8 protein-coding genes are annotated in these 14,477 nt (G+C 69.2%); 7 read left to right on the top strand and 1 reads right to left on the bottom strand.

The genetic code is table 11. From position 1 onward, the window contains the following. Positions 1–167: 167 nt before the first annotated feature. A complete protein-coding gene (locus tag QE363_RS15940; RefSeq protein WP_309696826.1) occupies positions 168–1,349 on the bottom strand; it encodes an acetyl-CoA C-acyltransferase in 1,182 nt (393 codons plus the stop codon). A 90-nt stretch (positions 1,350–1,439) separates the two neighbouring features. Between QE363_RS15940 and QE363_RS15935 the strand changes: the two genes are divergently transcribed. The 7 genes from QE363_RS15935 (at position 1,440) to QE363_RS15905 (ending at position 14,461) form a co-directional block, all read left to right on the top strand. Continuing rightward, entirely contained in the window at positions 1,440–2,201 is a 762-nt protein-coding gene (locus tag QE363_RS15935; protein WP_309696824.1) for an A24 family peptidase, read from the top strand. Beyond that, positions 2,198–2,620, top strand: a complete 423-nt coding sequence (locus tag QE363_RS15930) for a hypothetical protein (RefSeq protein WP_309696822.1) — start codon at positions 2,198–2,200, stop codon at positions 2,618–2,620. The genes QE363_RS15935 and QE363_RS15930 overlap by 4 nt, the downstream gene beginning before the upstream one ends. Before the next feature lie 99 nt (positions 2,621–2,719). Next, positions 2,720–4,966 (top strand): BamA/TamA family outer membrane protein, encoded by a 2,247-nt coding sequence (locus tag QE363_RS15925; RefSeq protein ID WP_405053192.1) that lies wholly within the window; start codon positions 2,720–2,722, stop codon positions 4,964–4,966. Then, complete coding sequence (locus tag QE363_RS15920) at positions 4,966–9,198, top strand: translocation/assembly module TamB domain-containing protein (RefSeq protein WP_309696818.1); 4,233 nt, start codon at positions 4,966–4,968, stop codon at positions 9,196–9,198. The genes QE363_RS15925 and QE363_RS15920 overlap by 1 nt, the downstream gene beginning before the upstream one ends. 71 nt (positions 9,199–9,269) lie before the next feature. Further along, positions 9,270–10,439: an acetylornithine deacetylase gene (gene argE / locus QE363_RS15915; RefSeq protein WP_309696816.1), complete on the top strand. Its 1,170-nt coding sequence runs from the start codon at positions 9,270–9,272 to the stop codon at positions 10,437–10,439. Positions 10,440–10,758: 319 nt separating this feature from the next. Further along, the gene (locus QE363_RS15910; protein WP_309696814.1) at positions 10,759–12,039 is read left to right on the top strand and encodes a GGDEF domain-containing phosphodiesterase; all 1,281 of its coding nucleotides are present in this window, start codon (positions 10,759–10,761) and stop codon (positions 12,037–12,039) included. Further along, the gene (locus QE363_RS15905; protein WP_309696812.1) at positions 12,026–14,461 is read left to right on the top strand and encodes an ATP-binding protein; all 2,436 of its coding nucleotides are present in this window, start codon (positions 12,026–12,028) and stop codon (positions 14,459–14,461) included. The genes QE363_RS15910 and QE363_RS15905 overlap by 14 nt, the downstream gene beginning before the upstream one ends. Positions 14,462–14,477 lie beyond the last annotated feature (16 nt).

Raw genomic sequence — 14,477 nt, 5'->3', positions numbered from 1 at the left:
TCGCCGCGTGCCGTTTTCGGGACGCTGTGAAGGATTCGCTCGTTCGCTGCCAGGCACGCCCCTCCCGCAAGCGGGAGGGGATGGGGGAGGGCAGGCCGCAGGCGATGGTCTCAGTGAGACTCCTGCCCTTCTTCTCTTCCGCCCGCGATAGCGAGGCGAAAGCAGCCCTATATCAACTCCACCGCCATCGCGGTCGCCTCGCCGCCACCGATGCACAATGACGCGACACCCCGCCGCGCACCCTGGGTTTCGAGCGCCGAAAGCAGCGTCGCCAGCACCCGCGCGCCGCTGGCGCCGATCGGATGGCCCAACGCACAGGCGCCGCCATGGACGTTCAGCCGGTCGTGCGACAAACCCATGTCGTGCATCGCGATCATCGCAACGGCGGCAAAGGCCTCGTTGACCTCGTAGAGATCGGCATCGCCCGTCGACCAGCCCGCGCGTTCCAGCGCCTTGCGCATCGCAAAGACCGGCGCGGTGGTGAAGCGGGCGGGGGCATGGGCATGGGCGGCCTGCGCCACGACCCGCGCGATCGGGGTCAGGCCCAGCCGCTCCGCGACGCTCGCCCGCGTCATGACCAGCGCCGCCGCGCCGTCCGAGATGGACGAGGCATTGGCCGCCGTGATCGTCCCGTCCTTGGAGAAAGCGGGCTTGAGCGTCGGGATCTTGGCGGCATCGCCCTTGGCGGGCTGTTCGTCGCTCGCGACCTGTTCCTCGCCCTTGCGGGTCTTGACCGTGACCGGCACGATCTCGCGGTCGAACGCGCCCGAAGCCTGCGCCGCCTTGGCGCGTTCCAGCGAGGCGATGGCGAAATCATCCTGCGCCGCCCGCGTGAACTGATAATCCTGTGCGGCCTCCTCGGCGAAATGCCCCATCAGCCGCCCGCGCTCATAGGCGTCCTCCAGCCCGTCGAGGAACATATGGTCGTAGAGCGTGTCATGCCCGATCCGCGCGCCGCCCCGATGCCTGTGGCTGAGATAGGGCGCGTTCGTCATGCTCTCCATGCCCCCCGCGACGATCAGATCGGCCGAGCCCGCCGCCAGCGCCTCGGCCGCCATGATCGCGGCCTGCATCCCCGAACCGCACATCTTGTTGACCGTGGTCGCCTCGACCTGCTCGCCCAGTCCCGCGAAGATCGCCGCCTGCCGCGCGGGCGCCTGGCCGAGCCCGGCGGGGAGGACGCAGCCCATATGGATGCGTTCGATCGCCGAGGGGGCGACGCCGGCACGCTCGACCGCGCCCTTGACGGCGGCGGCACCCAGTTGCGTCGCGGACAGGCCCGACAGGCTGCCCTGGAACGACCCCATGGGGGTGCGGGCATAGGACAGGATGACGATGGGATCCGTCATGGCGGCATGCTCTCCGTGATCTGTGTTTTGCCGCGGCCTTACGCCTTTTGCCCGTGGCGTGCAAAGGGGCGGGCGGTTAGGGGCGGGCGCATGACGTTCGGGGCGGCATCGGGGCTTTGGGCCGGTATCTATGGGCTGGCGGGGGCGATCACCGGGTCGTTCGTCGCGGCGCTGGTGCTGCGCTGGCTGGACGACCGGTCGGTGTTGCGCGGGCGATCGGCCTGTGACGGGTGCGGCGCGCCGCTGCGTCCCTGGGAACTGGTGCCGATCCTGAGCGCGCTGGCGCTGCGGGGGCGTTGTGCCCGGTGCGGGACGCGGATCGATCCGGTCCATTTCCGGATCGAATCGCTGGCCGTGCTGATTGGTGCGGCAGCGGGGTGGGTCGCAGGACCGGATGGCTGGACCGGCGCGGTGTTCGGCTGGTCGCTGCTGGCGCTGGGCGCGCTCGATGCGATGGCGCTGTGGCTGCCCGACCGGTTGACCGCCTGGCTGGCGGGGGCGGGGCTGCTGACGGGCGCGCTGGGCTTTGCGCCGTCGCTGGGGGACCGGATCGTCGGCGGGTTGGCGGGGTTCGGGACGCTCTGGGCCATCGCCGCCTCGTATCGCCGCTGGCGGGGGCGTGAGGGGATGGGGGGCGGCGACCCCAAGCTGATGGGCGCGATCGGGCTGTGGCTGGGCTGGCGGATGCTGCCCGCCGTGCTGCTGACGGCGTGCGTGATCGGGCTGGGCCATGTCGCGTTTCGTCGCCTGTCGGGCAAGCGGGTCGCCGGGGACGATATGGTGCCGCTGGGGCTGTTGCTGGCCATCGCCGCTTACCTGAGCTGGCTGTTGATGATAGCATCGGCGCCATGATGTCGCCGCTCCTCGCCCTGGCGCTGATCCAAGCGCCGCCAGCCGCCCCGCCGGTGCTCGGCACCCTGCCGCGCCAGCGACTGCCCGAACGGGGATGCGCCGCCTATCTGTGGACAGTGCAGGATCAGCGGCTGGTCGCCATGGCGGAGCCCGCCCGGCTGCGCATCCTGGTCGACGGGGCGGTCCGGGACCTGCCCGCCGCCGAGGGAAGCGGGGTGGGGACGCTGGGGTTCGCCGACAGCACCCGCTTTGCCGGGGGCGGATGGACCGCCACCCTGTCGATGACCATTGCGCAGCGTGAAACACTTCAGGACGGGGCGATCGTCTCCGACGCGACGCTGCGGATCGGGCGCGACGGACAGGATGAGATCGCGGTGCCGGTCGGCGGGCTGGTGGGATGTGCGCCCGCCGCGCGGTGAGAAGTGAACTGTAGGGGGAACTCCAACTGACCTTCCGGCGTTGACGGGATAGTGGGGGATCGATCCGAATGACGGAAGGCCCTGTCGGATAAAGGGGCTTTGAACGGCGTGGCGGGACGGATCGGCAGACATACCTGGCTTGCGTTCGCGCTGATCGCTCCACCGCTTTCCCTTCCCGCCCAGGCGCAATTGTCCAAGCCTGGCACCGCGCCCGCCCAGGGCCCCAGCCTGTCCGACGCACAGCGCCAGGGTGGCGACAATGCGACCGCCGGCGATCCGCAGGGCAATGCCCCGATCGTTCCCGATGCCGAGTTCAACGCCGCGCTGCCCCCCTTGAGCGGCGACATCAACGCACCGCTGGAATCCATGTCCTCGATGACCAAGGGCCAGCCCAAGGTCGAGGCGATCCCCGTGCCGCAGACCGCGCCGCCGCTGCCTGCTGCGCAGTCGGCCCAGCCGCTGGCGACCGGCGACACCATCGGCCCGATCGCTCCGGAGGATCCGCAGCTGGCGCAACCGCTGACCCCGCTGACCGGCTTCGACTCCACCCCGCTCCAGACCGCCGCCGACATCAAGGGGACGCGCGCCCCCGAAATCCGGTACGACATGGACGTGCGCGGGCTGGCCGAGCTGAAGCTGGAGGACGAGTTCCGGGGCCTGTCGGCGCTGCGCGAAGGCAAGGGCAAGGCGGCGAACGCGACCCAGGTCGCCGCCCGCGCGCGCGAGGACGAACAGCTGGCGATCCGGCTGATGAAGTCGCTCGGCTATTATGACGCCACCGCCGTCTCGACGCTGCAACGCGAAGCGGCGGGCGATGGCGAGGGAGAGGCGCAGGCTGGCCGATTGAAGGTCGTGCTGACCGCGACGCCGGGGCGGCTCTATCGCCTGTCGTCGATCACGGTGAAGGCCGATCCCACGGTCCCGCCCGACCTGATCCGATCCAACCTGCCGCTCAAGGTCGGCGAGCCGATCGAGGCGGCGCGTATCCAGGGTGCGGAGGCCAATGTCAGCCTGGTCCTGCCGCAGCGCGGCTATCCCTTCGTCAAGGTCGGCGACCGCGACATATTGCTGGAGGATCAGGGGCCCGAGCCGGTGGGCGCCTATACGCTGCCGGTCGATACGGGGCCGCGATCCGCGTTCGGCAAGCTGACCACGGTCGGCGACCGGGTGTTCGATCTCGACCATCTGAACGTCTTCCCGCGCTTCGACGAAGGCCAGCTTTACGATTCGCGGCTGACCGACGATCTGCGCAATGCGCTGGTCGCGACGGGGCTGTTCAACGGCATCGCGGTCGAGCCCAAGCGGACCGGGCGGATGAACCCCGACGGGACCGAGCAGATCGACCTGCAAGTCACCCAGACCAAGGGCCCCGCGCGCACCCTGTCGGGCGAGGGCGGCTATTCGACCGGGCAGGGCGTCCGGTTGCAGGGCAGCTTCACCAACCGCAACGCCTTCAAGCCCGAGGGGGCGATCATCGCCTCGGTGATCGCGGGCACGCAGGAACAGGGGCTGAGCGGCACCTTCCGCCGTTCCAATGCCGGGCGGCGCGACCGGACCTTCCAGGTCATCGGCTCGGCCAGCCACCAGAATTACGATGCGTTCGATGCGTTCATCGGCACGGTGGCGTTCCGCTGGAGCTACGACTCGACGCCGATCTGGCAGAAGAAATTCACCTATGCCTATGGCGGCGAGCTGACCGGCACCAACGAAAGCGTCTATGACTTCGCCCGCGGCGAGCGGCGGCGCGCAACCTATGGCATCGCGGCCATCCCGGCGCAGGCGGTGTTCGACCAGTCCAACGACCTGCTCAACCCGACGCGCGGCTATCGCCTGAAACTGAACCTCAGCCCCGAAACCTCGGTGCGCGGCGCGGTGCGGCCCTATGTCCGGACGATGGTCGAGGGGACCTTCTACTATCCCTTCAACGACAGCCTGGTGCTGGCGGGGCGGGCGCGGGCGGGCGCGATCTTCGGGATCGAGCGTGACGATCTGGCCCCGTCGCGGCGCTATTATGGCGGCGGCGGCGGCTCGGTGCGCGGCTATGGCTTCCAGCGGCTCGGGCCGTTCGATCCGCAGGGCAATCCGGTCGGCGGGCGTAGCCTGAACGAATTCTCGCTGGAGGCGCGCTATCGCTTCGGCAATTTCGGCATCGTGCCGTTCGTCGATGCGGGCAACAGCTATGAAAGCACCTTGCCGACGGGCAAGAACCTGCGCTTCGGCGCGGGCATAGGTGGGCGCTTCTACACCAATTTCGGGCCGTTGCGCGTCGATGTCGCTACCCCGCTGAACCCGCGTCCGGGCGACGGCAAGGTCGCGCTGTATATCTCGATCGGGCAGGCCTTCTGATGGCGGACGAACAGACCATGGTGCCTGAGCCCGCGACCGAAACCGTCGTCGTGCGCCGCCCGCTCTGGCAGCGTGTGCTGAAATGGATCGGCTTCACGATCCTGGGCCTGATCCTGCTGGTCGGGGCGATCCTGTTGGGCATCAACACCGATCCCGGCCGCCGCTTCGTCGCGGACCAGCTGGGCGGCTATACCACCGCCTCGGGCCTGAACATCCGCGTCGGACGGATCGAGGGGTCGCTCTACGGCCGGATGAACCTGATCGACCTGCGGGTCAGCGATCCCAAGGGCGTGTTCCTGTCCAGCCCGAAGCTGGCGGTGGACTGGCGCCCCTTTGCCTATACGCGCAACCATGTCGATGTCCGCTCGCTGAGCGCCGATCTGGTCACGCTGGCGCGCAAGCCCGAGCTGAAGCCGACGCCCAGCGACCCCAATGCGCCGCTGCTCCCCGATCTCGACATCGATGTGAACCGCCTGACCATCAAGCGCTTCGTTCTGGGTGCGCCGGTGACCGGGCAGCGTCATATCCTGGCGATCGACGGCAAGGTGCATATCGCCGATCGCCGCGCCCAGGTGACGGCCAGCGCCGATGCGCTGCGCGGACCCGGCATCGCGGGTGGCGACCGGCTGCGGCTGGTGCTCGACGCGGTGCCCGATGCCGACCGGCTGGCGGTCGACGTCAAGCTGACCGCGCCGACCGGCGGCGTGGTCGCGTCGATGGCGGGGCTGAAGGCGCCGCTGACTCTGTCGGTCGACGGGCGTGGCGGCTGGAAGGCCTGGCAGGGCCGCGCCATCGCGACGTTGGGCGGCGGCGAGCTGGCCAATCTGAACGCCACCGCGCGCGACGGGCATATCGAGGTGCGCGGCGTGACGCGGCCCGGCCTGTATCTGGAAGGGCCGGTCGAACGGCTGACCGCGCCTGCGCTCCAGGTCGCGATCGACACCACGCTGAACGAACGTCGCGCCGACACGCGGATGAAGCTGCGCTCCTCGGCGCTGCTGGTCGATGCGGGCGGTCTGCTCGATCTGGCGAACAGCCAGTTCGGCAATTTCGCGGTCGACGCCAAGCTGCTGACGCCCGGCGCGATCGCGCCCAACCTGACGGGGCGCGACGTGCTGGCGCGCGTGGTGCTGAACGGCGCGTTCGCGACGCCGACGGTGGATTACAAGATCCGCGCGGCGGCGCTCGGTTTCGGCGAGACCTCGGTCCAGAACCTCTATGCCGAGGGGTTGGCCAAGGTGAATGCCGACCGCATCCTGGTGCCGGTCAAGGCGCGGGCGAAGCGGATCGCGGGGCTGAACGCGGCGGTCGGCGGGCTGACCAACAATGTCGCGATCGAGGGCGATTTCGCGATCGCTATGCCCAATATCCTGTCGGACAATCTGCGCATCCGCTCCGACAATATCGACGCGACGGCGGTCGTCGTCGCGAACCTGTCGACCGGTCGCTATACCGGCGCGCTGAAGGGCCGGGTGAACAATTACCGGGTCGAGAGCATCGGCATCATCAACCTGACCACCGACGCCAATCTGGTGGCGACGCCGGGCGGGTTCGGGATGAAAGGCCGGGTGGTCGCGCGCACCTCGCAGATCTTCAACGAGGGCGCGCGCAACTTCCTGGGCGGCAACGCCGTCGTCCGCGCCGATGTCGAGTATAGCCCGCAGGGGATCGTGACCTTCAGCCGCCTGAGGCTGGCCGCGCCGCAATTCCGCGTGACGCGGGGCAGCGGTCGCTACGATCCCGCAAACGGCGCGCTGGCGGTGGAGGCGGATGCCTATTCCAACCAATATGGCCCGTTGACCGCGCGCGTGACGGGGTCGCAGACCAATCCGGTCATCGTGCTGCGCGCGGCCAGGCCGGGCGTCGGCGTGGGGCTGGCCAATCTCAAGGCGCGGATCGTCGGGCGGAACGGCGCCTATGCGGTCAACGCTAGCGGCGACACCAATTACGGCCCCTTCACCGCCAATGTGCTGGTCAGCACCGGGCGACAGCTGGCGATCGACATTCGCAGCCTGGTCTTCGCCGGGATCAACGCAACCGGCCGCGTCGTCCAGACGGCGGCGGGACCGTTCGCGGGCGCGTTGCAGTTCGCCGGCCAGGGGATCAGCGGGCGCGTCCAGCTGGCCGATCAGGGCGGCAGCCAGCGCGCCGACATCGCCGCGCGCGCCTATAACGCCCGCGTGCCGGGGATGGTCGACTTCACCATCGGCCGCGCCATCGTCAACGCCAGCATCGTCATGCTGCCCAAGGCCCCGCAGATCGTCGCCGACGCGCAGCTGGCCGACACCCGTTATGGCGAGGTCGTCATCCAATCGGCGCGCGCCAAGGTGAACTACACCGGCGGGCGCGGTACGGCGCAGGCGGTGCTGACCGGATCGTCGAGCATCCCGTTCAACGTCGCGCTCAATGCGCGGCTGGCGCCCAACGACTATCTGGTGGCGGCCAAGGGGCAGGCCAACGGCATCGGCTTCCGGACCACCAATCCCGCGCGCATCCGTCAGGAGCAGGGGACTTGGCGTCTGGCGCCGACCCGGATCAATTTCGATCAGGGATCGGTGCTGATGGCGGGTTCCTATGGCAAGGGGCTGAACGTCCAGACGCGGCTGGACAAGCTGCAGCTTTCGATCCTCGACGCCTTCATCCCCAATCTGGGCATTTCGGGTCAGGCGAGCGGTGCGCTCAATTTCACCCAGGCGCAGGGCAGCAGCTTCCCCGCGGCCGAGGCGCGGCTGACCATCAACAACTTCCGGCGCACCGGCCTGTCGGCGGTGTCGGAGGCGGTGGACATCGTCTTTGCCGGACGGCTCGTGTCCGACGGCGGCGAGGCGCGCGCGCTGATCCGGCGCGGGCAGATGGTCGTTGGTCGGATGGTCGCGAACCTGCGTCCGCTGCCGCCGGGCAATGGCGGCTGGGTCAACCGGCTGATGCAGGCGCCGCTGTCCGGCGGCCTGCGCTATAACGGCCCGTCCTCGGTGCTGTTCTCCTTCGCGGCGCTGCCCAACCAGCAGTTGAGCGGACCGATCGCGATCGCCGCCGATTTCGGCGGGCGGGTGTCCGCGCCGCAGCTCAACGGCCTGATCCGCGCCGACAACCTGACCTATGACAATGAGGCGTACGGCACGCGGCTGAACAACATGCAGCTGGCGGGACGCTTCAACAACGACCGGCTGGAGATCACCCGGATGCAGGCCAAGGCGGGCGAGGGCAGCATCCAGGCGCAGGGCACGATCGGGCTGGCGGCGGACAGCGGCTATCCCATCGATCTGCGCGCCAGGCTGAACAATGCGCGGCTGGCCGACAGCGATGCGCTGGCCGCGACGACCAGCGGTACGATCCGGCTGACCCATGGCCGCGACGGCGGACTGATCCAGGGCGATCTGACCGTGCCCAATGCGCGCTATCAGATCATCCGCCAGGGCCAGGCCGAGGTGCCCGAGCTGACCGGCGTGCGCCGTCGCAGCGAGATCCGCACCCCGCGTCCGACCGACCGGCCCGCGCCCACCCCGCCGCCGGGGCTGTTCCGCCTCGATCTGCGGGTCCATGCCGACAACCAGCTGTTCGTCTCGGGCATGGGGCTGGAGTCGGAATGGGAGATGGACCTGCGCATCGGCGGCACCAGCGCGGCGCCGACGATCAATGGCGGGCTCGACCTGGTGCGCGGCACGTACAGCTTCGCCGGCAAGCGGTTCGAGGTGAATCGCGGCACGATCCGCTTCCGCGGCGGCGCGCTGACCGATCCGGACATCAATATCCAGGCGACGACGACCACCGACGGCATCACTGCGGTCATCAACGTCACCGGCACCGGCCAGCGTCCGCAGATCAGCTTCACCTCGACGCCGACCCTACCGCAGGACGAGGTGCTCAGCCGGTTGCTGTTCGGCACCAACCCCGAGAATCTGTCCGCGACCGAGGCGATCCAGCTGGCCGCCGCGCTCAACTCGCTGCGCGGATCGGGCGGCGGCGGGCTCAATCCGCTGGGCAAGCTGCGCTCGGCGGTCGGCTTCGACCGGCTGCGCGTGCTGGGCGCGGACGAGGCGACCGGCCGGGGCACCAGCCTGGCGGCGGGCAAATATCTGACCGACAATATCTATGTCGAGATCGTCACCGATGCGCGCGGCTTCACCGCCACCCAGTTGCAGATCGCGCTGACCCGCACGCTCAGCCTGTTGACCCAGACCGGCTCGTTCGGCGGATCGGCGGCCAGCCTGCGCTATTCGCGCGATTTCTGATCGATGGCGAAACCCCGCCGGGACCGCCCGGCGGGGTTTCATCATAGTGAAACATCCGGCAGGATGGGGCCATGACCCCGGACCGCCTTGCCGCCGATGCAACCGCCATCCTCGCCGATCTGATCGCGATCGACACCACTTCGCGCGAGTCCAATCTGGACCTGATCGCCTATGTCGAGCGGCATCTGGCGGGGTTCGGGGTGACCGGGCGGAGGGTCTTCAACGACGAGGGGACGAAGGCCAATCTCTATGCCAGCATCGGCCCGGCGGAGCCCGGCGGCGTCGTCCTGTCGGGGCATAGCGATGTGGTACCGGTCGATGGCCAGCCCTGGACCAGCGACCCGTGGCGGCTGACCCGGCGCGGCGACCGGCTGTTCGGGCGCGGCACCTGCGACATGAAGGGGTTTCTGGCGCTGTCGCTGGCGATCGCGCCGCATGTCGCCGGGGGGCGGATGGTCCGCCCGCTGCACCTGGCGATTTCCTATGACGAGGAGGTCGGCTGCCTCGGCGCGCCGTCGATGATCGCCGAGATCGCGCGCGAGCTTCCCGCGCCGGCGGCGGTGGTGGTAGGCGAGCCGACCGAGATGGTGGTGGTCAGCGGTCACAAGGGCATCGCGACCTGGACCGTGACCGTCACCGGGCATGAGGCGCATTCCAGCCTGATCCATCTGGGCGCATCGGCCAACATGGTCGCGGTGCGGCTGATGCAGGAGCTGGCCGATCTGGCCGACCGGCTGGCGGGCGAGGGCGATCCGCACGGCCCCTTCTGCCCGCACCATGCCACGTTGACCATCGGACAGATGGCGGGCGGCACGGCGGTCAACATCCTGGCGCGCGAATGCCGGTTCGCCTTCGATCTGCGGACGCTGCCGGGGCAGGACCCGGAGGCGTTGCTCGCGCCCTTCTTCGCGGCCTGCGCCAACGCCGACGCCGCGCTTCGCGCCCGGTTCCCCGAGGCGGGGGTGCGTGTCGAGCGGCGCTCGCGCACACCGTCCTTCGCGCCCGAGGCGGACGGAGCGGCCGAACGGCTGGCGCGGCGATGGGCGGGGGACAATGGTCCGGCCCGTGCGGTGCCCTATGCCGCGGAGGCGGGGCAGTTTCAGGGGGCGGGATTTTCGACCGTGATCTGCGGACCGGGATCGATCGCGCAGGCGCATCAGCCGGACGAATATATCGAGGTCGCGCAGATGGAGCGCGGGGCCGCCTTCATGCTGCGGCTGGCGGACGATCTGCTCGGCTAGACCGGCCGATATGCGCCCCGAAGCGAGCGGATGCCGCGCATCCGACCCGCTTCAGGGGCGGATATGATTACCAGGGGCGAATCTGTTCGCCGTAGATCAGCGCGAGAATGAAGTTCAGCATGGGTACCTCCCTAAGAGCGCCCCTTTTGTTGGCGCGACGCCATGGTTAATACGCTGTTAACCATGGCGCAATGGCATTGCGACGAATTGCCAAGCGATTGAGATCCCCACGCAAAGGCGGTTAACACCTTGTTTAAGGATCGCCCCTAGACCAAGGGGCGTGAGTAAAGGATTGTCCCGAACCCCACCCGGTGACGCTATGTGCCTCACCCCCGACGGCCATCCGGCGGACGATCGCGATTCGCCCTGGCAGTTCCTGGTCCTGATCGGCTTGAGCAACTTCAACGCGCTGCGCCGTCGCCTGGGGCGGGCGGGAAGCGCCACGCTGATCGAGGCGATCGCGGACCGGATCGCCCGGTGCATTCCCGATGCCGTCGCCCGCCCGTCCGGCCCCTCGCAGGTCGAGGTCATGCTGCACGCCACCGGTCGCGTCGGGCTGGATGCCTATCTGGCGACCTTGAGCGAGGTGCTGGTCCACCCCTTCGCGCTGGGCGACGCGTCCTGCCGCATCAAGCCCATGCTGGGCGTCGCGGCCGCGCGGATGCCGCATGACGATGATATCCGCCTGCTGGAAGAGGCCGAACAGGCGCTCGCCGAATCGCAGGTCGAGGGGCGGACCGTCATCCGCGACATGGCGACGCGGACCGACCGACTCGACCGGCTCACGCTGGCGCAGGAGCTGAGCGAGGCGATCGAGCAGGATGCGCTGTTCATCGAATATCAGCCCAAGGTCCATGTCCGCCAGCAACGCGTGTCGAGCCTGGAGGCGCTGCTGCGCTGGCGTCACGGCACGCACGGCCTGATCTCGCCGGTCGAGTTCATTCCGGTGGCCGAGGAATCGCGGATCATCGCGCCGCTGACCCTGTGGGTGCTGCGCCGGGTCATCGCCGACCAGCGGCGTCTGGCGACGCTGGGCCATGCGCAGCGCATCTTCATCAACATCTCGGGCATGTTGCTGGGCGATCAGGATTTCGTGCGCGAAGCCTGTGCGATCGTCATCGACAGCGGCGCCAGCATCGGGTTCGAGATCACCGAAACCTCGGTCATCCGCGATCCCGACAGCGCGATCGCCAATCTCCGCGCGTTCGCCGCCATGGGCATCGCGGTCGCGATCGACGATTATGGCGCGGGCCTGTCCTCGCTATCCTATCTCAAGCAGCTGCCCGCCTGCGAGCTGAAGATCGACAAGCTGTTCATCACCCAGCTGACCAGTTCGCACCGCGATCCGCTGATCGTCCGCTCGACCATCGACCTGGCGCATGCGCTGGAGATGGAAGTGGTCGCCGAAGGGGTGGAGACGCCCGCGACACTCGCGCTGCTCAGCGTGATGGGCTGCGACATGGTGCAGGGTTATCTGATGAGCCGCCCGATCGCGCTCGACGCGCTGATCCCGTTCCTCGACGCCCAGGCGCATCAGGCGACGGTGGCGCCGTCGCCGCCCATGCCCTTTGCCCGGCTCGCTACCCGTGCGCGTGCTTAGAGTCCTGCTGGTCGCCGCGGCCCTTCTGGTGGCGGTGGTCGAGGCGAAGGGGCAGGGGGCGGCGGTTGCGCCATGGCCGCCGGGCTTCGCCCATGCGATCGACGCGGCCAGGGCCGAGATGCTGCGCGACCCGGCCCAGGCCATGGACCAGGCCGAGCGCGCGCGGGACCAGGCGCAGGCCATGGCGCAGGGCGATCGCCGCCTGGTCGCGCTGGCGACGGCGGACTGGCTGCGCGGCGAGAGCATGATCCGGCTGGGGCGCGGCCAGGATGCCTATCCGATCATCGCGCGCGCGCTGACCACCGCGCGGCGGTTGGCACCGCGATCCGATCTGTTCGGCAATCTCCTTTTGTCCAGGGGCGGGCTGGACCGCGACCGGGGCGATATCGCCGACGCGCTCAAAGCCTATCAGGTCGCGCACCGGGTCTTCCAATATCTGGACGACACGCGCGGACAGGCCCGTGCGCTCGTCCAGATTGCGGGCCTGTACAGCGACGGCAAGGACCTGACCTCGGCGCTGCGCTATCTGGAGCAGGCGCGGACCGCCTATCGCGGCGACGATGCGCTGCGGCTGGCGATCCTCAACAACCGCGCGCTGACGCTGGTCGAGCTGACGCGGTTCGACGATGCGCTGGCGCAGCTGCGCGAGGCGCGTCGTCTGGCCGAGGCGATGCACAGCCCAGGCCTCCAGGCGCTGATCTGGCGCAACATCGCCCGCGCCCGGCTGGAGGCGGGACGGATCGCCGAGGGGCAGGCGGCGCTCGCCAGCGCGACCAGGGCCGATCCGCAGGCCGGCGAGGAGGATCGTCGCGCGCTAGACAGCATCGCGGCGCAGGCGGCGTTCCAGCGCGGCGACGTGGCGGGGGCGACGCGGCTGATCGACCGGAGCTTTGCGGGTGTCGATCCGAGCGGGACGCCGATGACGCAGCGCGACGCGCATCAGAGCGCCTATCGCATCTATGCCGCCGCCGGGCGGACCGTCGATGCGCTGCGCCATCTCCAGGCGCTCAAACGCATCGATGACGAGGCGACGCGGCTGGCGACCTCGACCAGCCTGGCGCTGATGGGCGCGCGGTTCGACTTCGCCAATCAGGAATTGCGGATCGCACGGATGAAGGCCGCCGACCTGCAACGCAACATTGCCTTCGAGCGGGAGCAGTTGCGGACCGAGCGGCTGATCCTGATCGGGTCGGTCGCCGGGATCGTCGTCGTGCTCGCGCTGCTCGGTATCTGGCTGGTCACGCTGGGGCGCAGCCGCAACCGTATCCGCGCGGCGCATGGCGACCTGGCGATCACCAACGACCGGCTGGAAAAGGCGCTGGCGGTCAAGACCGAGTTCCTGGCGACCACCAGCCATGAGATCCGCACGCCGCTGAACGGCATATTGGGGATGACGCAGGTCATGCTGGCCGACCGGGCGCTGGCGCGCGACCAGCGCGAGCGGGTCGAGGTGATGCATGGCGCGGGGCTGACCATGCGCGCGCTGGTCGACGACCTGCTGGATGTCGCCAAGATCGAACATGGCGGCCTGACGCTGGAAAAGGCGCCGTTCGATCTGGTCGCGACGATCCGCGACGCCTCGCGACTATGGGAGGATCAGGCGGCGGCCAAGGGGCTGGGCTTTGCGCTCGACCTGGCGGACTGTCCGCAAAGGGTGGAGGGGGATTCGGCGCGGATTCGCCAGATCGTCTTCAACCTCCTGTCCAACGCGCTGAAGTTCACCCCGTCCGGCCGCGTCGACCTGACGGCGCGGCGCAGCGGCCAGGGGGTAGAGGTGCAGGTCCGCGACACCGGCATCGGCATCGCGGCGGACACGCTGGAGGATATATTCGAGGCGTTTCGCCAGGCCGATGCCAGCACGACGCGCCAGTTCGGCGGCACCGGGCTGGGGCTCGCCATCTGCCGGCGGCTGGCGCGCGCGATGGGCGGCGACGTGACCGTCGAGAGCGAGCCGGGGCGCGGCACCCGCTTCACCCTGACCCTGCCGCTGACCGAACTGGCGGCGGTGCCGCAGGAGGAGGGCGAACGCCCGCATCTGCTGCTCGTCGACCGCAACCCCATTCGCCGCGCCATGTTGGCCAAGCTGTCCGCGTCGCAGGCCGCCATCGTCTTTGCCGCCGACGTCGCGGAGGCGGTGGTCCGGCTGGGCGAGGGGGGCATCACCCATGTCCTGATCGACGACAGCGCGATCGACAGGGACGGTGTGGCCGCCGCGATCGCCGGCATCCGGGGCGCTGCTCCGGCGAACCTCCCGCTTCATCTCTTGTGGCCGAAAACGGAGTCGTTGGCTGGGAACGATTTTACCGAACGCGACTTAATCAAGGTTATCGCCAAACCGATCTCCGGGGGAGAGGTGATGCGCATGTTGTTCGGCACCTCATCGCAAACCGCTCCGTCGCCTCTTGTAACGCAAGCGGCATGATCGTTAGGGCGGACCC

The sequence above is a fragment of the Sphingomonas sp. SORGH_AS_0870 genome (assembly GCF_031453175.1).
Taxonomy (GTDB): domain Bacteria; phylum Pseudomonadota; class Alphaproteobacteria; order Sphingomonadales; family Sphingomonadaceae; genus Sphingomonas.
This window is presented reverse-complemented; position numbering and strand designations above follow the sequence as displayed.

Excerpts from the sequence above, each read along its gene's own strand:
- QE363_RS15920 (WP_309696818.1), top strand. The coding sequence starts at position 4,966 with ATGGCGGACGAACAGACCATGGTGCCTGAGCCCGCGACCGAAACCGTC.
- QE363_RS15910 (WP_309696814.1), top strand. The coding sequence starts at position 10,759 with ATGTGCCTCACCCCCGACGGCCATCCGGCGGACGATCGCGATTCGCCC.
- QE363_RS15935 (WP_309696824.1), top strand. The coding sequence starts at position 1,440 with ATGACGTTCGGGGCGGCATCGGGGCTTTGGGCCGGTATCTATGGGCTG.
- argE (WP_309696816.1), top strand. The coding sequence starts at position 9,270 with ATGACCCCGGACCGCCTTGCCGCCGATGCAACCGCCATCCTCGCCGAT.
- QE363_RS15940 (WP_309696826.1), bottom strand. The coding sequence starts at position 1,349 with ATGACGGATCCCATCGTCATCCTGTCCTATGCCCGCACCCCCATGGGG.
- QE363_RS15930 (WP_309696822.1), top strand. The coding sequence starts at position 2,198 with ATGATGTCGCCGCTCCTCGCCCTGGCGCTGATCCAAGCGCCGCCAGCC.